Below are 18,532 nucleotides of genomic sequence, written 5' to 3' on the forward strand. Positions count from 1 at the left end.
TTTCCGATCAAACGAGCTGCCGGCCCTTGGCGTCGATGGCATTGGCGACGGCTTCGTCGGTGGCTTCATCCGGCAGCAGCATCTCGTTATGGGCCTTGCCCGAGGGGATCATCGGGAAGCAGTTGGCGAGATTGGCGACGCGGCAATCGAAAATGACCGGCTTCTTGACATCGATCATTTCCTGGATCGCCGCATCGAGATCGCCGGGCTTTTCGCAGCGCAGGCCGACGGCACCATAGGCTTCCGCCAACTTGACGAAATCGGGCATTGCCTCTGTATAGGAGTGCGACAAGCGGTTGCCGTGCAGCAACTGCTGCCATTGGCGCACCATGCCCATATATTGGTTGTTCAAGATGAAGATCTTGATCGGCGCCTCGTGCTGGATCGCCGCCGACATTTCCTGGATGCACATCTGAATCGAGGCATCGCCGGCAATGTCGATGACCAGGCTTTCCGGATGGGCGATCTGTACGCCGAGAGCGGCTGGCAGGCCGTAACCCATGGTGCCGAGACCGCCCGACGTCATCCAGCGGTTCGGTTGCTCGAAGCCGTAGAACTGCGCCGCCCACATCTGGTGCTGACCGACTTCGGTGGTGATGTAGGTGTCGCGATCCTTGGTCAGCTCGTAAAGACGCTGGATCGCATATTGCGGCATGATGACATCGTCGTGCGGCTTGTAGGCGAAGGAGTTGCGTGCACGCCAACGCGTGATATTCGTCCACCAATCGCCGAGACGATCCGTTGCCGGCTTGTGCGGCAAAGCGCGCCACAGGCGAACCATATCTTCCAGAACATTGCCAACATCGCCGAGGATGCCGATATCGACGTGAACGTTCTTGTTGATCGAAGACGGATCGATGTCGATGTGGATCTTCTTCGAATTTGGCGAAAAGGCATTCAGGCGGCCGGTAATGCGGTCGTCGAAGCGCGCGCCGATGCAGACCATAACATCGCAATCATGCATCGCCATGTTGGCTTCGTAAGAACCGTGCATGCCGAGCATTCCGAGCCAGTTCTTGCCGGATGCCGGATAGGCGCCGAGGCCCATCAATGTCGAGGTGATCGGGAAGCCCGTCAGCTCGACAAGCTCGCGCAACAGTTTCGAGGCTTCCGGACCGGAATTGACGACGCCGCCACCGGAATAGATGATCGGACGCTTCGCATTTGCCATCAGTTCGATAGCCTGCTTGATCCTGTTGAGATCACCCTGAACCTTCGGCTGATAGCTCTTCTGGACATCATGCGCTTCCGGAGGCGTGTAGGTGCCGGTGGCGAACTGAACGTCCTTCGGAATGTCGACGACGACCGGGCCCGGACGGCCGGACTGGGCAATGCGGAAAGCTTCATGAATGACCGCGGCGAGCTTGTTGACATCCTTGACCAGCCAATTGTGCTTGGTGCAGGGACGCGTGATGCCGACAGTGTCGCATTCCTGGAACGCGTCCGAGCCGATGAGTGATGTCGGAACCTGGCCGCTCAAGCAAACCAGCGGGATCGAATCCATCAATGCGTCCTGCAGCGGCGTAACGGCATTCGTCGCGCCCGGACCGGAGGTAACCAGCATGACGCCGACCTTGCCGGTCGAGCGGGCATAACCTTCCGCTGCATGGCCGGCGCCCTGTTCGTGGCGCACGAGGATATGCTGGATATCATCCTGCTGGAAAATTTCGTCGTAGATCGGCAAAACCGCGCCGCCCGGATAACCGAAGATGTGTTCGACGCCATTGTCCCTGAGCGCCTGCAGCACGATCTCCGCGCCTGTCATCTGAGTGCCGCTCGCCTGATTATCTTTGCCGGTCATACGTTTGTTCCGCTATCTGCTGAGGGTTTGGAAAAGTGAAATCTCGATTTCGGGCATAAAAAAAGGCTCCTGGGGAGCCTGTCGTCTAGCGCATGGGTGGCTATCGCCGGATGGTTACACCATCCTGCCCATGCGCTTTCCCACCACGATAAGAGCCGTCGAGTTTTTCATGGGCGGAAGTGATAGACAGAAAATTTCCAAGCGTCAACGCATTCAGCAATAAAAAATCGCGGCCTTTCGCGATCCCCTTAAAATGTCGAGCGGCGCGAAAGGGTTTTGTTAAGCCAGCCTCCCTATGCTCCAGGCCTTAACGCTGGGAGTAGCCGTTTGCTCAATAATGATTTGCAGACGTCCGGCAAAGCTGGGGACCTTGATCGTCGCGACAATTTGAAGCCGGGAAATCGCTTCCTCGGCCGCGTTGTCGCGTGCAGTGGTTCCAGGGCAACCATCGCCGCGGTCGCCGAGGAAGGTGGCACCGATCTCACTGAGCTTTGGTCCGTCGGCAAACTGATCTCCATCAGCGTCGGGGCCAATCGCGTTGCCGCCCTCGTCTACTCCATGAACACCGGCAATACAGGCTGGGGCGAAGGAGAGGACAATCTTTTCCGCATCGAAGTGGAACTGCTGGGCGAAGTCCGCGTCGGAGCAAACGGCCGCGAGGAGTTTTCCAGCGGCATCTCGGCCTATCCCTATCTCGGCGCTATCGCCCATCGCATCCGCGCTGCCGATCTCATGCGCATTTTCGATGCCGGCAAGGACAGCAGTTGCGTCATCGGCAAGCTGACGCAGGATGAGAGCATCGACGCCGCCATCCATATTCCATCGATGCTGGCCAAGCATTTCGCCGTGGTCGGCTCCACCGGCGTCGGCAAATCGACCGCCGTCTCGTTGCTGCTGCACAAGGCGATTGTCTCCGATCCCAAACTGCGTGTGCTGATCCTAGACCCGCACAATGAGTTCGCCGCCGCCTTTCCCAAACATTCCGTCGTCGTCGATACCGATACGCTCGACCTGCCTTTCTGGCTGATGCGGCTCGATGAATTCGCCGAGGTCGTCTTCCGCGGCCGGACGCCGATCCCCGACGAATTGGACATGCTGCGCGACATTATTCCGGAGGCAAAACGTGCCTTTCGCGGCAGCGACTCGCCGCTGATGCGCCGCCAAACGGAAAAAAGCTCGGTGACGGCAGATACGCCGGTTCCCTACCGCATGGCCGATCTGCTGGCCCTGATCGACGAGCGCATCGGCCGGCTCGAAGGCCGGCAGGAAAAACCGCACCTGCGTTCCCTAAAGATGCGCGTCATCTCCGCGATTAATGATCCCCGTTATCATTTCATGTTCTCCAACAACACGATCAGCGACACGATCATGGAGACGATCGCGCAGATCTTTCGTATTCCTGGCGACGACAGACCGATCTGCACCTTCCAGCTCGCCGGCATTCCCTCCGAGGTTGTCAACTCCGTCGCCTCGGTCCTCTGCCGCATGGCCTTCGAGCTCGCGCTTTGGAGCGAGGGCGCGATCCATATGCTGGTCGTCTGCGAAGAGGCGCACCGCTATATCCCCGCCGACCCGAATCTCGGTTTCTTTCCGACGCGCCAGGCAATCGCCCGCATCGCCAAGGAGGGCCGCAAATACGGCGTGTCGCTCGGCATCATCACGCAGCGACCGGGCGAACTCGACCAGACGATCCTGTCGCAATGCTCGACGTTGTTCGCCATGCGCCTCGCTAACGACCGCGACCAGGACATCATACGATCAGCAATCCCCAATTCCTCGATTTCGACCACGAGCTTCCTGTCTTCGATCGGCAACGGCGAAGCCATTGCCTTCGGTGAAGCGATTGCCGTCCCCATGCGCATGCGCTTTTCCCGCGTCGAAGAACACCTGCTGCCGAAGGCCAGCGGCAGCATTGCAAGAACGAGCGAGGAGTCACCCGATACGGTCGACTTGCGCACCATCGTCAGCCGCATGCGCTCGATCTCCGGTCCCGATATCTCTGCCTTTCAGCAGAGCTACAGGGTCTCGAGCGATGCGGTTAAAGATATCGACGAGGATATTAACGACGAGGATGTCGGGCAGCCTGCCCCAAAACCCGAGCCGCAATCGGTGCGAATTGAAGCGCCGCCGATAGAGCCCTATCGGCCCGACATGCTGCCACGCACGACAGCGGCCTCAGCATTTGGCGCTGCTCCCCAGACGTCAATCGATAGCCGGCTGGCCGAACTGCGCCGCGAATTCCGCGGTGGCGACAATGCAAGCGGTCAGTCCGCATCGGCGAACGAGCTTTCGCCGTCTGTGCGACGCGAAGGCGGCCTGTCCTTGCGCGACAGTATTCTCAAGAAGCCGCTGAGCAGCCTCTATAACAAGGATTGACGCGGACTACGGACTGATGCGCTCCCAGCTTTCGTCCATCTGATTGCGAAACCAAGTCATCTGCCGCTTGGCATATTGCCGCGTCGCGGCAGCGCCGGTCTCGATAACTTCCCCACGCGTCATCTCGCCCCGCAGCATCGCAGCGATCTGCGATACGCCGATCGCCTTCATGACGGGCATCTCTTCCGGCAGCTTCAAAGCCAACAGAGCCCGCACTTCATCTTCAGCACCCATGGCGAGCATCTTCTCGAAGCGGCCGTTGATCCGCTGATGCAAGGTCGCGCGATCCGGCAGCACGACGATCTTTCGCGCACGATCGGCATCGATAATGACGGGACCGGTCCTGCCCTGAAATGTGGCGATGGATTGTCCCGTCGCCTCGATCACTTCCAAGGCACGTACGATGCGCTGGCCATCCTGAGGATTAAGGCTTTCCGCTACGGCTGGATCGCGATTGACGAGCGCCTGATGCAGCGCCTCAGGTCCTACCGTCAACAGCCGCTCGCGCAAGCGGCTGCGAATATCAACGGGAATATCCGGCATGTCGGAAAGGCCGCCGGTCAGAGCCTTGAAATAGAGCCCGGTGCCGCCGACAAAAACGGGCATCCGTTTCTCGTCGCGCAACTGCGCCACCAAGGCGGTCGCCTCGCGCAGCCAGACGCCAGTGGAATAGGCTTGCCCCGCCGGTATATGGCCATAGAGATGGTGCGGAATGCCCTGCATATCCTCCTCGGATGGCCGGGCCGTCAGCACGCGCAACGTGTCGTAGACCTGCATGCTGTCGGTATTGACGACCACACCGTCATGCTCGCGCGCCAATTCCACCGCAAGCGCGGACTTGCCGCTGGCGGTCGGCCCGGTTATCAGGATCGCGTCGATATCGCTTATAAGGTTTCTGCTCATGGCCTTCGTTGCCACGCTTATTGCCAATCCGTCAAACCCCGTTCTCGTCCCGGCAATTGCCGAACAGGCGGCGGACGCCGTCCAGGCAGCGGGACTCTATTGGCTGGCCGACGGCATCGCCTGCGACATTGCGCTGCGCGATGGCACCGATCTGCAGGCCGCAGAAGCCAATATTCTCGCCGTCATCGCCGGCGCGCCGATCGATCTGGCCATCCAGGAAGCCGAGACACGCCGAAAGAAACTGCTGATCGCCGACATGGATTCCACGATGATAGGCCAGGAATGCATCGACGAACTGGCCGCCGAAGTCGGACTGAAGGAGAAGGTCGCCGACATCACCGCCCGCGCCATGAACGGCGAGATCGCCTTCGAGCCGGCGTTACGAGAGCGGGTGGCCCTACTGAAGGGCCTGCCGATCTCTGTCGTTGACGACGTCATCGCCAAACGCATTACCCTTACGCCCGGCGGGGCGGAGCTGATCGCCACGATGAAAGCCAAAGGCTACTACGCCGCCCTCGTCTCCGGTGGCTTCACCCACTTTACGAGCCGCATCGCGGCCGCCTTGGATTTTGACGAGAACCACGCGAATGTCCTGCTGGAAAACAACGGCGTGCTGACCGGCCTTGTCGCCGAACCCATTCTCGGCATGCAGGCGAAGGTCGACGCGCTCAACACGATTGTCGAAAAGCTTGGCATCTCTATCGATGACGCAATTGCCGTCGGCGACGGCGCCAACGATCTCGGCATGCTGCAACTCGCCGGCTCCGGCGTCGCCCTGCACGCCAAGCCAACGGTGGCCGCCCAAGCCAAGATACGCATCGATCACGGCGACCTGACCGCCCTGCTCTACATTCAAGGCTACCGGAAAACTGATTTCGTCAAGGCGTAGCATCAAAACGCTGACGACTGGAGGCGATCCATGATCATTGCCGAAACTGAGCGTCTTATCGTCCGCAACTGGCGGGATGCAGACCGCGATCTTGCCTTCGAGATCAACTCCGATGAGACAGTCATGGAGTTCTTTCCCTTTCGCCGCAGTCGGGCGGAAGCCGATGCATTTTTGGAGCGGGTCCAATCCATGATCGCCGAAACCAGGCTCGGCTTTTATGCTCTGGAACTCAAGGCAAGCGGCGAGGCGATCGGCTTTTGCGGCCTGGCGCGGACAAACCATCTGGAGCCATTCGTGCCGGCAGGCGCCGTCGAGATCGGCTGGCGGCTGGCGGCGCGGTATTGGGGCAAGGGACTGGTCAGCGAAGCGGCGCGGGCATTGCTCGCCGGCGGTTTCGAAACGCTCGGTCTCGATCAGATCGTTTCCTTCGCAGTTCACAACAATATTCGCTCGACATCGGTCATGGAGCGGATCGGCATGCATCGGGTCGAAGGCGGCGATTTCGACCATCCCGGCGTTCCCAATACCTACCCTCACCTGCAGCGTCACGTGCTCTATCGCCTAACCGTAGCCGAGTGGCGCGCCCGGCAATGACGATCATCGAGACGCCGCGGCTCATCCTGCGCCCATGCCAGGAGAGCGATCGCGACCTCTTTTATGAACTGAGCTCCGATCCCGATGTCCTCGAATTCTTTCCCTTCCGCCGCAGCCGGGAAGATGCCGATGCCGTCTTCGACATCATCGGCGCAGTGATGCCGGAAGATGGTTTCGATCTTCTTGTGCTGACATTGAAACAGGGCGGCGAGCCGATCGGCTTCTCGGGGCTTTCGAAGCCGAAACTCGAACCATTCTTGCCTGAAAATACCGTCGAAATCGGCTGGCGGCTTGCAGCTCGCTATTGGCGTCAAGGCCATGCCAGCGAGGCCGGGGCCGCCTTGTTGCGCTACGGTTTCGAGACGCTGAAACTCGGCGAAATCGTATCTCTCGCCGTGCACAACAATCACCGCGCTCTGGCCGTCATGCAAAGGATCGGCATGCGTCTGGATCCAGCCGGCGGCTTCGATCATCCGGATATTCCCGCCAGTCATCCGCAGCTAAAGCACCATGTGCTCTATCGCCTGAGCGCGACGGAATGGCACCGGCAACAGATGCAGGCTAACCGGGATTGAATAAGCCTATTCCAGCGCCACGGCAATGAAGCGCAGATCGCCATTCGGAGAGGCGATCATCATTTGCGCATTGCGGCGACCTTCCCGCTTCAGCGATGCAACCTTTTCCGAAGCAGCGGTCGGCGTCTGCACGAATTCCTGCGCGACTTCGACGACGACTTCGCCGGGCTTCAGTCCCTTCTCCGCTGCGGCCGAACCGGGTGTGACCTGCGTGATCACCACACCGTCGACACTGTCGGCGATGCCGAAGCTCTTGCGGTTTTCCGCGTTCAGCGTCGCGAGTCTCATGCCGAGCACGTCCTGGGTGGCCTGCGGCTGCGGCGCTTGTTGCTGCTGATTGTTGTCCTGGTCCTGCCCGTCCGTTCCGTCGTCATCGCCTTCATCTCCCTCGTCGGGATTGATGACGCCGTCGCGGCCGCCATTGCCGTTGTCGTTGGGCGCGAGCTGAGGTGGCTTGTCGCCGCCGCCCTTATCGTCCTGATTACTGTCGCCGCTGCTTGCTGCGGCTGCCTGGTCGCTGTCCTCGAGCCGGCCGAGCGTGACCTTGACGGTCTGCTGCTTGCCGTCGCGCATGATCACGACCTCGACTTCCTTGCCGACGGGGCTTTCAGCGACGACGCGCGGCAGGTCGCGCATCTCGTCGACGTCCTTGCCATCGAATTTCAGGATAACGTCGCCGGCCTTGATCGAGCCGTTGTCGACCGGGCCGCCCTTGATGACCCCCGCAACCAGCGCGCCCTTCGCAGTGTCGAGGCCGAGGCTGTTGGCAACATCGTCGGTGACCGGCTGGATGCGCACGCCGAGCCAGCCGCGACGGGTCTCGCCGAAATCCATGAGCTGCTTGACGACACCTTCGGCCAGTTCGGACGGCACGGCAAAGCCGATGCCGATAGAGCCGCCGCTCGGCGAAATGATCGCCGTGTTGATGCCGATCACCTCGCCCTTCATGTTGAAGAGCGGCCCGCCGGAGTTGCCCTTGTTTATCGCCGCATCCGTCTGGATGAAATTGTCATAGGGACCGGCATTGATATTGCGGCCGCGGGCAGAGACGATGCCCACAGTCACCGAGCCCCCCAGGCCGAAGGGATTGCCGATCGCCATCACCCAGTCGCCAATCCGCATCTTGCTGGAATCGCCGAATTTCACCGCTATCAGCGGATGCTTCGGCTCCACCTTGAGCACGGAAAGGTCCGTCTTGGTGTCGGTGCCGATCAGCCGCGCCTTCAGCTTCGTGCCGTTCGGGAAGATTGCCTCGATATCGTCGGCGCCTTCGATGACGTGATTGTTGGTGACGATATAGCCGGATGGATCGATGACGAAACCGGAGCCGAGCGAGCTGACCTTGCGGTTGCTGTTCTCGTTGTTCCGGTTCTTGAAGAAGTCGTTGAAGAACTCCTGGAACGGCGAATTGTCCGGCACCTTGGGTGTCGCCGGGCCATCGCCCTCATCCTTGACCTTTTGGGACGTTGAAATGTTGACCACGGCGTCCAGCAGACCGGATGCCAAATCGGCAACCGAGGCCGGACCGGCATTCATCGCCGGATTGCCGGTGACAGGCGGCATCGTGCTGTTCGGCACCACCGCTGGGTTCTCGGTCGTGGTTGCAGTCGAACCACCCATCGGCGCCTGGGCCGGATTGGTCGCCGTGGCTGGGGTCTGGCTATTGGAGGTCGCGGGTACCTGCGTGCCCGACGCGGCATTGCCCGCGGCTACGCCGGCGGAGCCCGTGGCTGGAGCCTGGCCCGCCTCGCCGGTGGTTGCAGGCGCTGTTGTCCCGGAATTAGCTGGAGCTTGTGCTTCGCTCTTCACCTCGCCGCTCGGCGCAGTGGCCGAACCGGTTGCTGGCGCCGGTGTGGCACCCGAACCCGAGGCGGGCGCCTCCGTTGTGGTGGTGGAATTGGCTGGAGCCTGGGCGCCTGCAGCCGCGCCGCTATTCGGCGTCACGGCATCGGTCGAAGGCGTCTGCGTCGTCTGCGCATACGCCCGCTCGACACCTGCCAGAGTGGGACCGGCAATCAGCGCCACACTGGCCAGGAGCGTGAACGAACGTCTGAAAGGCAGGCGATTGGTCGAGGCCATCAGGCATCCTCATCAAGAAAGGGAAGTCTTGTATAAGCATCAACATAAGGCGGAATGATGAAGCGTGAAATCACCTTTTTGCGAAATCCCCGCACGTCCATACGGCCCTGCGATTCCTGGTAAGATTGATGCCACGAGGCATAAAGACAAGGGGCCGCCGACGGGCAGCCCCTTGGATTTCAGCGGGTTGTCGCACACTATTTCGCGGGCGTCGTCGTCGACGGCGCAGCCAGCGCCGGCCCCCCTGAGGCAGGAGCTGCGCCGACCGAACTATCGAAGTACTTGAAGAACTCCGACTGGTTCGGCGGCAGGACCAGCGTCTTGCCGCCCGAAGCGAGCGCCGTGCGATAGGCGGCCAACGAGCGATAGAATTCGTAGAAGCTCGGATCGCGCGATGAGGCATCGGCAAAGATGCCGTTCCGCTCGGCTTCGCCCTGACCGCGCAGGACCTCCGAGTCCTTCTGTGCATCCGCCACGATCTCGACGACCTGACGATCGGCAACGGCGCGGCGGCGCTGCCCTTCTGTGTTACCTCGGGCGCGGATCAGCTCGGCTTCCGCCAGACGCTCGGCCTTCATACGGTCGTAGGTCTGCTGCGACACTTCCTGGGTCAGGTCGGTGCGGCGAATGCGAACATCTTCGATATTCAGGCCGAGGGTCTCGGCATCGCGGTGCAGATCGTCACGCACTTCCGTCATCATCGAAGCGCGCTCGTTGGATAGCGCAGCTTCGAAACCGCGCAGACCGTAGACCCGGCGCAGCGATGCGTCCAGGCGGGTTCTGAGGCGCGATTCCGCCGCGTCGCGATCGCCAGACACGGTCTCGCGGAATTTCCGCGCATCGGTGATCCGATAGACGACAAAAGCATCGACCTCATAGAACTTGCCGCCCGAAACCTGGACACGGATATTGTCCAGATCGAAGCGCAGCTCCTGATCCTGGATGTACTGCACCCGATCGGCGTCCATGAAGGCGAAAGGCAGCTTGAAGTAGAGACCCGGCTCCGTCTTGACGGCACGAATCTGGCCGAAGCGCAGAACGATCGCCTGTTCGCGGGCATTGACCACGAAAATGGAGGAATAAACGATCAGCAGCAGCACCGCGATCGCGATGAGAATGGCTGGCAAACGGCTGGACGTCATTATTTGGCCTCCGGCTGAGGTGCGGTCGCGGGCTTGCCCGACTGTGTCGTGGACTGCTTGCCGAGGTCGTTCAGCGGCAGGTAGGGCACGACGCCCTGCTTGTCGTCGATGATGATGCTGTTCGAGTTACCGATAACGGACTCCATGGTTTCGAGGAACAGCCGCTTACGGGTCACTTCCGGCGCCTTGACGTATTCGTCGTAGATGGAAATGAAACGCTGCGCCTCACCCTCGGCTTCCTTGACTACACGGCTCTTATAGGCGGCCGCCTCTTCACGGATTTGGGCCGCGCGGCCACGCGCTGCGCCGAGCTGCTGGTTCGCGTATTGATTGGCCTCTTGCACCTGTTGGTCTTCGTTCTGCTCGGCACGCTGCACTTCATCGAACGCATCGGCCACCTCGCGCGGCGGCGACGCATCTTCGATCGGCACGGCATTGATGGAAATGCCCGAACCGTAGCGATCCATCGTATCCTGAATGATATTTCTCACCTCGATCGCGATTTCCTGGCGATTGTCGCGATAGATGTCCTGGGCCGGACGGCGGCCGACCACCTCGCGCATGGCGCTTTCGGCAACCTGCTGCAGCGTCTCGTCGGGAGTTTCGAGGTTGAAGAGATAGGATTGCGGATTGGTGACGGTGTACAGCACCGAGAACTGCACGTTGACGATGTTCTGATCGCCCGTCAGCATCAGACCGGCATTCGAACCGGAGCTCGAACGGCCGCCGATATTGCGCTGCTGTTCGGTAACCTTGACGATTTCGACGCGATCCATCGGCCATAAATGGAAATGCAGGCCCGGCATGGATACTTCGGCGCGCGGCTGGCCGAAGCGCAGCTCGACGCCGCGCTCATCCGGCTGAACCGTATAGACGCACTGGATAAGCCAGAAAATGACGATGATCGCCGCGACGATGACAAAGGCACCGCCATTGAAGCCGCCGGGCACGAGCCCCTTCAAGCGGTCCTGCCCTCGGCGAATAATGTCTTCAAGATCGGGCGGCCCGCCGCTGCCGCTTCCCCGCGGCCGGTTCGGCCCCTGCCCCCAAGGCCCCTGATTATTTCCGCCGCCGCCGCCCCAAGGGCCGCCGCCGCCATTCTGATTGCTCCAGGGCATCAAAACCTCTTTATTTATGGACTCCCAGTATCGCGCAGACTTTGAAATTCGCAGGCAGCGGCGATTGTCTCCCGTTATAGGTATCGGCGCATCTGCTTTCAACGCAACTTCAGGAAGTTCGTCGGATTTATTGGAAAATAGTTGATTTTTGCGGGCAGCTTTTATGCTTTGCGCCTGAAATAGCTGACAAAGCGCGTCGGATAGGTGTCCTTCTCGCCGGCCGGCACGGCAAGCTCGCTTTCGACCTGCCAGAGGGCCGGGTCGACTGCGGGAAAGGAGGTGTCGCCTTCGACATCCGCCTCGACATGGGTGATCAGCAAGCGGTCGGCCAGACCAACTGCCTGTCGATAGATTTCACCGCCACCTATGATGCAAATCTCATCGACATTGGCCTCTTGAGCAAGACGGGATGCCGCCCCGATCGCTTCATCAAGCGAATGCGCAACCGTTATTCCCTCGACCGAGAAACCTGCGTCGCGGGTGATCACCACATTCGGACGGCCCGGCAGCGGCTTGCCGATCGACTGGAACGTCTTGCGTCCCATGATGACCGGCTTGCCGAGCGTTATCGCCTTGAACCGCTTGAGATCGGACGATAGCCGCCACGGCATATCCCCGTCGCGGCCGATGATGCGGTTGCGCGAGACGGCGACGAGAACTGTTTTTACCGGTTCGGCCATATCTACCCCCTCAGACGGCGATCGGCGCCTTGATATTCGCGTCGGCTTCATAGCCTTCCAACGTGAAATCCTCGAACTTGAAATCAAAGATGTTCTTCACGGCTGGGTTAAGGCGCATAGTCGGCAGCTTTTTCGGGGTGCGGGTCAGTTGCAATCTGGCTTGTTCGAAATGGTCGGAATAGATGTGCGTATCGCCCAGCGTATGCACGAAATCGCCAGGCTTCAGCCCCGTCACCTGCGCCACCATCAACGTCAGCAGCGCATAGGACGCGATGTTGAAGGGGACGCCCAGGAAAGTGTCGCCCGAGCGCTGGTAAAGCTGGCAGGAAAGCTTGCCGTCGGCCACGTAAAACTGAAAAAGGCAATGGCACGGCGGCAGCGCCATTTCGTCCACCTCGGCCGGATTCCAGGCCGAAACGATATGGCGACGGGAGTTCGGGTTGGTCTTCAGCCCTTCGATCAGATTGGCGATCTGATCGATATGTCGGCCGTCCGGCGCCGGCCAGGAACGCCATTGATGGCCGTAAACCGGCCCGAGATCGCCGTTTTCATCGGCCCACTCATCCCAGATCGAAACGCCGTTTTCCTTGAGATAGCGAATGTTCGTCTCGCCCTTCAGGAACCACAAGAGCTCATGGATGATCGAGCGCAGATGCAGTTTCTTGGTGGTGAGCACCGGAAAACCGTCGGAAAGGTCAAAGCGCATCTGGTAGCCGAAAACCGAGCGTGTGCCTTTACCGGTGCGGTCGCCGCGATCAATGCCGGTGTCCATCACATGCTTCAAAAGATCGAGATATTGCTTCATCGCACCCGCCGCCGATTCCATTCCTCCTCAATTTAATGGCAAGTCGGCGCGAAACCAACTACGGGCAAGCACAATCCCTGCATTTCTCGCGCTCGCAGTCGCTTATCGCGGCAAACCTGTGTTTCGGCGAAGCATTTATGACAAATCCCCTTCCATTCGCCCGCGGAAAACACTATATCAGCCATGCCGGTCTTCGGGCCGGCTATGGCGATAAATGAGCGGTGTAATAAACCTATTGGACCCGGGGGCGGTACCCGGCGCCTCCACCAAAAACCGGCCGGGCCAGACTGGCTTCAGACCGGCTTTTGATGGGGGCGAAACAGGATCGACAAGGGTGTAAAGATCGACTTTTCGCTCGGCATTGTACCACCGTAATCGGGCTAAAATTGTAGTTGCAAACGACAACTATGCGGAAGCTCGTCTCGCTGCTTAATCGCAGTGTGGCACTTCAAATAAAGTCCTAAGGGGTCGCACTCTTAGGCGGGGTTCGAAGGCACCTGGCAACAGAAGCCTTCACCTTCTCCCTCTCTTCGATATTATGTATGATCAGGCGATGACTCGCGCGCGGGGGTTTCCCGTCGGCGCAGGGCGTGGCATAAGCCTTAGAAAAAACATGGCCAACGAAAGACAGGAAAGCATGGGGCAGGATCATATCCGCTACGACATTTTGGCACAGGACGCCCTGCGTGGGGTCATCCGCAAGGTGTTGACCGAGGTCGGCACCACCGGCCGTCTGCCCGGTGACCATCATTTCTTCATCACCTTTCTGACCGGTGCGGCCGGCGTGCGTATTTCGCAGCACCTGAAGTCGAAATATCCGGAGCAGATGACCATCGTCATTCAGCATCAGTTCTGGGATCTGAAGGTTACCGAGAGCCAGTTCGAAATCGGGCTCTCCTTCTCCGACGTCCCCGAAAAGCTGGTCATCCCGTTCAACGCGATCCGCGGATTCTACGATCCGTCCGTGAATTTCGAACTGGAATTCGACGTGCCGCTCGCCGAAGACGAAGAAGTGACCTCCGGCGAGATCACCGCCTATCCGGTATCGGCCGAGGGAAGCGAGGAGCCCGCGCCCGCCAAGGACGGCGAGGAGAAGAAGCCGGGATCGGTCGTCTCCCTCGACGCGTTCCGCAAGAAGCAATAGCATTGGGGGAAGCACACGCTTCCCCTTTTCACATCGAGAGCGGAGGGACATCGATGAGTGCCGAAATCGTCAATCTGCGCCAGTTCCGCAAGAAACAGTCACGCTTGGAGAAAGAAAAGCAGGCGCAGCAAAATCGCGTTGCCTTCGGCCGCACCAAGGCGGAGAAGCACTTGACGAAAGCACTCAACGATAAAGCGGCGAAAGCGCATGAGGCCGGCCATATCGAGCCGCCCAAGACAGACAACTGAAGTGCCGAGCTGAAAGTCGAATTCCTTCCGAAATCATTCGCTTACCCCAGCATTTTGAATCATTTTTAGAATTACCTCTTCCGTTTCCGAACTTTTTGATCGATCCGCCGATGATCCGCAAACATTCCGCCACCCTGCATGGCCATCGCACCAGCTTTTCCCTCGAAGACGCCTTCTGGAGCGAACTGAAGGCGATCGCCAATGCGCGCGATACTTCACTTGCAGCGCTGATCTCCGAAATCGACGACGGGCGCGACCCGGAGAGCAACCTTTCTTCGGCGCTTCGGCTCTATGTTCTAAAATGGCTGAAGGATCGCCGCTGAAGCGTCGTTAGACGAAGGCACCTAATCTCCACTCGACAGCTTCCCGACTCCCCGCGACGAAGCGGCGGATTTCGTACGGTCCGATGAAGAAGAATGCTATCGGGCGACGCCGGGAAGGCTGTTAAAATTCAGCGGCGCACCTGTCTGCGGCAGTCCATTGAGAACCGGCAATTGCTGGGCCTCCGCCTTTGCTCGAGCCTCGGCATTGGCCTTCGCCTTGGCTGCAGCTTCCGCCTCCTTTTCCGCGGCGGCTTGGCGCGCCAGTTCCCTCAAGCGCTGCTCCTCGGCGCTACGCTGCTGCTCGATGGCCGCATCGCGCTGACGCTGGGCTTCGCGAGCGGCGGCGGTGTATTTATAGAGTGCTACCTCGCGCCGCAGCCGCTGCTTTTCCAACACACTTGCCTGAAGCCGTTCGACACGCTGGCGCTCGCGTTCGAAGGCCCGCAGCGAGAGGAAGCTGGTGATATCAGTCACGTCCATCGTCCGCCCCGGTGTCGCCAACGGACCGGCGAAATCGAGGCGCAGCGCCGGTTCGGCGCCGGTCAGCGCCTCGTTGCCGGCTTTGAAATCGATCCCGAGCGAGCCGCGCATGCGCTCGTCCGGCAGGCTGATTTCGGCGTTGCCCGAAAGCTTTGCCAGATCGTTGCCGGTGCTAATATTGGCGGCACGAATGACACCGGTCGAAATATTGAAGGGTATGCTCATTGCCGGCAGCGCCGCCTCGCCATTGTTGAGCAATGTCTGCACGATCGGCAGCACTTTGTCGGCCGTGATCTCACCCTGGATCTGGTCCGTAGCCGACAACAGCGGCGGCAGGACGGAGAGATTGAGGCCGCGGACATGCGTATCGCCAAGCGTGATCTCGCCCGAGCCGCTGGCGTTGGCGGCCAGTTCCCCCAGGCTCTTGCCACTGGCTTCCATGCTCAGTCCCAAGCCGAAGCGGCCATTGGCGAGCGGCGCGCCATCTCGTTGCCAGGCAACGGCAGCAAGGTCGCCATTGGCGAGATTGAGCTTCGTCTGCATCAGCCCGGTGCCGTCTGAATTCGCAAACATCAAATTGCCGCTGAGCGCGCCGCCATTCCAGGCACCGGCAATGTCGTTCAGCCGCAGCTCCTCGCCCTTATAGGCAGCATTCGTGCTGAAATCCGCGATCGGACCGAAAATACCCGGCCATAACTGCTTGGCCGAAAGCTTGACGTTGAGATCAAGCCCGCTGAACATCGGCAGCCCCAGCTTGGCCTTGGTGAGATTGCCTGTCGTTGCGTCCGTGATCGGTCCGTAGATCGCTTCGCCCAGCCAGCCAAGATCGGCCTTGTCGAGCGCCAGCTCGCCGGTCGCCTTGATATTCTGCGCCTTGCGGTCGAAGGTAAGCGTGCCCGAAACATTGTTGTCGGCAAGCTGGCCCTTCATATCGGACAATACGATCTTGCCGGCATCGAGCGCGGCATTTGCCTGGAATTTGACCGGCAAGCCCGTGCCCATCTGCGGTACGCCGATGCCGTTCATCACGAAATAGGGATCGATATCCGCACTCTCGAGCGAGAGCGCGATCTTGCCATTGAGGAAGGAGGCGGGACGCACGTCGACCTTGCCATTGGCGGTAAATGACGTCTTGTCGGTGGCAAAGGTCAGTGCCGCATCCGCCGGATCGGTACCGCTTGCCGTCACCTTCAGCGTCAGACGGCCATTGGCATCCGCTTCGACGGGAAGCGGATCGAGGCCCGCCTGCCCGAATAGAATCGAGGTTACCGAATTTTCGAGTGTCGCCTCCAGCGTCGTGGTGCCCTTGCCGGTCAGCGCCAACAGGTCGGACATGCGATAATCGAGATTGACGCGGCTGCCGTTGGAAACACCGGCAAGCGTTACCGCCAGCCCATCGCCCTGATCGCCACCGAGCGTCAGCGCGCCGCGCAACGCCGTGTTTCCATACCAGGCGGCGTTTCGTACGAGCCGGTCCATCGCCGGGTGATGCGGCAGATGCTGGCTCAGCATTTCGAAGAAGGGACCTGGATCCGCCGCCTTGAAGGTGATTTCGCCCGAACCCTTATAGTCGAGCAGCGAACCATTGGCGCGGCCGGTTGCGGTAATCTCGGCACCGGCGACATTGCGCACGGCAAGCTTGTCGAGCGTCAGCGCACCGTCGGCTATCGAAAACGACGTCTCGACATTGTCCGCCTGCACGCCGAAAGCGGCGAATTTATCGGATTTCAGATGCGCCGTAATCCGGTGATCGAGCAGGGTCTCGCCGGCATCCTGACCGGTGAAGAGGCCCGTCAGCGCCCTCAGGGCATCGAGATCGAGCGCGTCGCCGCTGAGATCGACGGCAAGCCTCGGCGCCTTGCTGCCGGCCGGCGCCTGCCGGTCGAGCTGGCCTTTGAGCGTTGCCGAGCCGACGGCGATTTCGAGATTCTCGAAGCGCTGCTCCTCATGCCGCAGGCTGACATCGGCGGAAAAACCAGCCTGACGCAATTGCCGGATGGCCGGATCGACCGAACCCACCAGCCAGGATGCCAGGCCGGATGGCTGATTGGAGGCGACGACGAGATTGCCGATGAAATTCGGATCGCCCTCTAGCATCAAATTGCCCTTGGCCTCGATCTGGGTGCGGCCCGGCAGGGTGCCGATCGCATGGTCGATCTTCCAGCCGGTTCCGGCGGGCTCCAGGTCGAGCTGTACGTCGCGTATGGTCGTATCGCCGGCAACGATCGCCGGCAGGCTCACAGTCGCCTTGCCAGGCACCTGCGGTATCGGGATTTCGGCTGCGATGGCAATAAGGCTGTTCAATCGCTGCCGTGCCGAAATGGAGGGATTGCGATTTGTCTTGCCGTTGGTTCCCTGCGTGTTGCCGAGCCGGTTGACGTCGATCTGCTGGCCGTCGGCCGTCAGCAGGAATTCCGGGTTGGTGCCGGTGTCCAGCGTCGCCTCGCCCGTGACCACATAGGGATCGTCCGCGGCTCCCACCTCCAGGCGATATTCCGGAATTCGTATGCGCTCGTTGGTAAGCTCGAAACGACCCTTGACCCGCGGCTGAACCTGCTCGTCGGCGGGTTTATGTGTCTGCTTATCCTCGATCCCCGCCGTGAACATGCCGATATAATCCGGCTTGCTGTTGATCAGCTTCAATTCGCCGTCAAGATCGACATTGAGGGGATGGCGGTCCGGCAGGAGCCGGGTGCGGACGCGCAAGACGCCGTTATCGTCCGGCTGGCTGCTGGAGATGCTGAAATTGCCGTGCTCGCCGTCGAGCGCCGTATCACCATCGATTCGCCACGGCCCTGCCAGCGACCGGGCGGACATTTGCGCGTTGAGGCCGGTAATGTGCCGGGCGCGGCCGGACTGCTCGTCGATGAAGAGGATATCGCCGCCATCGACATGCACGCCTTCGAGGACCACCGACTTGGCGGGGATTTCCGGCTGGCTGCCGCGCATCCAGTCGAGCGTGCCGTCCTTCAACAGCCGCAGACGCACTTTCGGCTCGGAAACGCGCATGTCGAAAATGAGTGCTTCACCCGACAGGAACGGCGCCAGTTCGGCATCCATGGAGAATTGGGCGATCTGCACAAGCGGTGTCCCGTCGGGTTCCTGCCCGACGCGGACATCATGCAATGTCACGGAAGGAAAAGGTAGGAGGCGAGCGTCAACGGTGCCATGAACGGTCACCTTCTTGCCGATGATTCGACTCGCCTGATCCTCGAAATTCTTGCGAAAATCGGTCCAGTCTATGAAGAGCGGAGCAAGCAGCGCCATGAACAGCACTACTACCAGTACTCCCCCCAGAAAAACCAGGACCCTACCTAACAATGCACACCGTCTCCATTCTGCATTCCAATTACGATATCAAGGCGCCCGTTAGCC

General features: G+C 60.3%; 15 protein-coding genes and 1 other RNA gene. 8 read left to right on the forward strand and 8 right to left on the reverse strand.

Annotated features, from left to right (window positions below):
* Positions 1 to 7 precede the first annotated feature (7 nt).
* Positions 8 to 1,801 carry an acetolactate synthase 3 large subunit gene (locus K290_RS0113025; protein WP_028752335.1) on the reverse strand — a complete coding sequence of 598 codons (1,794 nt, stop codon included), beginning with the start codon at positions 1,799 to 1,801 and terminating at the stop codon, positions 8 to 10.
* Positions 1,802 to 2,128: 327 nt separating this feature from the next.
* Between K290_RS0113025 and K290_RS0113030 the strand changes: the two genes are divergently transcribed.
* On the forward strand, positions 2,129 to 4,177 hold the full coding sequence (locus K290_RS0113030) for an ATP-binding protein (protein WP_028752336.1): 2,049 nt from the start codon (positions 2,129 to 2,131) through the stop codon (positions 4,175 to 4,177).
* Positions 4,178 to 4,183: 6 nt separating this feature from the next.
* Here K290_RS0113030 and miaA read toward each other — a convergent pair whose 3' ends face one another.
* Complete coding sequence (gene miaA / locus K290_RS0113035; protein WP_028752337.1) at positions 4,184 to 5,080, reverse strand: tRNA (adenosine(37)-N6)-dimethylallyltransferase MiaA; 897 nt, start codon at positions 5,078 to 5,080, stop codon at positions 4,184 to 4,186.
* Here miaA and serB point away from each other — a divergent pair.
* The 3 genes from serB to K290_RS0113050 are packed head-to-tail and all read left to right on the forward strand — an operon-like array spanning position 5,079 to position 7,138.
* Positions 5,079 to 5,969, forward strand: a complete 891-nt coding sequence (serB, locus tag K290_RS0113040; protein WP_028752338.1) for a phosphoserine phosphatase SerB — start codon at positions 5,079 to 5,081, stop codon at positions 5,967 to 5,969. The two genes, miaA and serB, sit on opposite strands and share 2 nt — an antisense overlap.
* Before the next feature lie 30 nt (positions 5,970 to 5,999).
* Positions 6,000 to 6,563 carry a GNAT family N-acetyltransferase gene (locus tag K290_RS0113045; protein WP_028752339.1) on the forward strand — a complete coding sequence of 188 codons (564 nt, stop codon included), beginning with the start codon at positions 6,000 to 6,002 and terminating at the stop codon, positions 6,561 to 6,563.
* The gene (locus K290_RS0113050; RefSeq protein WP_028752340.1) at positions 6,560 to 7,138 is read left to right on the forward strand and encodes a GNAT family N-acetyltransferase; all 579 of its coding nucleotides are present in this window, start codon (positions 6,560 to 6,562) and stop codon (positions 7,136 to 7,138) included. Before K290_RS0113045 ends, K290_RS0113050 begins: the two co-directional genes overlap by 4 nt.
* 6 nt (positions 7,139 to 7,144) lie before the next feature.
* Here the strand turns inward: K290_RS0113050 and K290_RS0113055 are convergent, their stop codons facing one another.
* From K290_RS0113055 to K290_RS0113080, 5 genes are all read right to left on the reverse strand, one after another.
* Positions 7,145 to 9,217, reverse strand: a complete 2,073-nt coding sequence (locus K290_RS0113055) for a Do family serine endopeptidase (protein WP_028752341.1) — start codon at positions 9,215 to 9,217, stop codon at positions 7,145 to 7,147.
* A 197-nt stretch (positions 9,218 to 9,414) separates the two neighbouring features.
* Positions 9,415 to 10,359, reverse strand: coding sequence for a protease modulator HflC (hflC, locus tag K290_RS0113065; RefSeq protein WP_028752342.1), 945 nt, complete (start codon positions 10,357 to 10,359; stop codon positions 9,415 to 9,417).
* The gene (gene hflK / locus K290_RS0113070; protein ID WP_028752343.1) at positions 10,359 to 11,477 is read right to left on the reverse strand and encodes an FtsH protease activity modulator HflK; all 1,119 of its coding nucleotides are present in this window, start codon (positions 11,475 to 11,477) and stop codon (positions 10,359 to 10,361) included. The genes hflC and hflK overlap by 1 nt, the downstream gene beginning before the upstream one ends.
* 161 nt (positions 11,478 to 11,638) lie before the next feature.
* Entirely contained in the window at positions 11,639 to 12,157 is a 519-nt protein-coding gene (locus tag K290_RS0113075; protein ID WP_028752344.1) for a dihydrofolate reductase, read from the reverse strand.
* 10 nt (positions 12,158 to 12,167) lie between these two features.
* Positions 12,168 to 12,962, reverse strand: coding sequence for a thymidylate synthase (locus tag K290_RS0113080; protein ID WP_028752345.1), 795 nt, complete (start codon positions 12,960 to 12,962; stop codon positions 12,168 to 12,170).
* Between the two features lie 146 nt (positions 12,963 to 13,108).
* Here K290_RS0113080 and ssrA point away from each other — a divergent pair.
* From ssrA to K290_RS0113100, 4 genes are all read left to right on the forward strand, one after another.
* Positions 13,109 to 13,480: a transfer-messenger RNA gene (ssrA, locus tag K290_RS36200) on the forward strand.
* A 119-nt stretch (positions 13,481 to 13,599) separates the two neighbouring features.
* Complete coding sequence (locus K290_RS0113090; RefSeq protein ID WP_028752347.1) at positions 13,600 to 14,106, forward strand: SspB family protein; 507 nt, start codon at positions 13,600 to 13,602, stop codon at positions 14,104 to 14,106.
* A gap of 53 nt (positions 14,107 to 14,159) precedes the next feature.
* The gene (locus tag K290_RS0113095; RefSeq protein ID WP_028752348.1) at positions 14,160 to 14,354 is read left to right on the forward strand and encodes a DUF4169 family protein; all 195 of its coding nucleotides are present in this window, start codon (positions 14,160 to 14,162) and stop codon (positions 14,352 to 14,354) included.
* 110 nt (positions 14,355 to 14,464) lie between these two features.
* The gene (locus K290_RS0113100; RefSeq protein ID WP_028752349.1) at positions 14,465 to 14,677 is read left to right on the forward strand and encodes a ribbon-helix-helix domain-containing protein; all 213 of its coding nucleotides are present in this window, start codon (positions 14,465 to 14,467) and stop codon (positions 14,675 to 14,677) included.
* Between the two features lie 96 nt (positions 14,678 to 14,773).
* Here K290_RS0113100 and K290_RS0113105 read toward each other — a convergent pair whose 3' ends face one another.
* Positions 14,774 to 18,478: an AsmA family protein gene (locus K290_RS0113105; RefSeq protein WP_028752350.1), complete on the reverse strand. Its 3,705-nt coding sequence runs from the start codon at positions 18,476 to 18,478 to the stop codon at positions 14,774 to 14,776.
* Positions 18,479 to 18,532: the final 54 nt, after the last annotated feature.

This window comes from Rhizobium leucaenae USDA 9039 (assembly GCF_000426285.1).
Taxonomy (GTDB): Bacteria; Pseudomonadota; Alphaproteobacteria; order Rhizobiales; family Rhizobiaceae; genus Rhizobium; species Rhizobium leucaenae.

What these genes read in the sequence shown, in the direction of transcription:
- K290_RS0113025 (WP_028752335.1), bottom strand. Translation starts at nt 1,801, where the DNA reads ATGACCGGCAAAGATAATCAGGCGAGCGGCACTCAGATGACAGGCGCG.
- serB (WP_028752338.1), top strand. Translation starts at nt 5,079, where the DNA reads ATGGCCTTCGTTGCCACGCTTATTGCCAATCCGTCAAACCCCGTTCTC.
- miaA (WP_028752337.1), bottom strand. Translation starts at nt 5,080, where the DNA reads ATGAGCAGAAACCTTATAAGCGATATCGACGCGATCCTGATAACCGGG.
- K290_RS0113045 (WP_028752339.1), top strand. Translation starts at nt 6,000, where the DNA reads ATGATCATTGCCGAAACTGAGCGTCTTATCGTCCGCAACTGGCGGGAT.
- K290_RS0113050 (WP_028752340.1), top strand. Translation starts at nt 6,560, where the DNA reads ATGACGATCATCGAGACGCCGCGGCTCATCCTGCGCCCATGCCAGGAG.
- K290_RS0113055 (WP_028752341.1), bottom strand. Translation starts at nt 9,217, where the DNA reads ATGGCCTCGACCAATCGCCTGCCTTTCAGACGTTCGTTCACGCTCCTG.
- hflC (WP_028752342.1), bottom strand. Translation starts at nt 10,359, where the DNA reads ATGACGTCCAGCCGTTTGCCAGCCATTCTCATCGCGATCGCGGTGCTG.
- hflK (WP_028752343.1), bottom strand. Translation starts at nt 11,477, where the DNA reads ATGCCCTGGAGCAATCAGAATGGCGGCGGCGGCCCTTGGGGCGGCGGC.
- K290_RS0113075 (WP_028752344.1), bottom strand. Translation starts at nt 12,157, where the DNA reads ATGGCCGAACCGGTAAAAACAGTTCTCGTCGCCGTCTCGCGCAACCGC.
- K290_RS0113080 (WP_028752345.1), bottom strand. Translation starts at nt 12,962, where the DNA reads ATGAAGCAATATCTCGATCTTTTGAAGCATGTGATGGACACCGGCATT.
- K290_RS0113090 (WP_028752347.1), top strand. Translation starts at nt 13,600, where the DNA reads ATGGGGCAGGATCATATCCGCTACGACATTTTGGCACAGGACGCCCTG.
- K290_RS0113095 (WP_028752348.1), top strand. Translation starts at nt 14,160, where the DNA reads ATGAGTGCCGAAATCGTCAATCTGCGCCAGTTCCGCAAGAAACAGTCA.
- K290_RS0113100 (WP_028752349.1), top strand. Translation starts at nt 14,465, where the DNA reads ATGATCCGCAAACATTCCGCCACCCTGCATGGCCATCGCACCAGCTTT.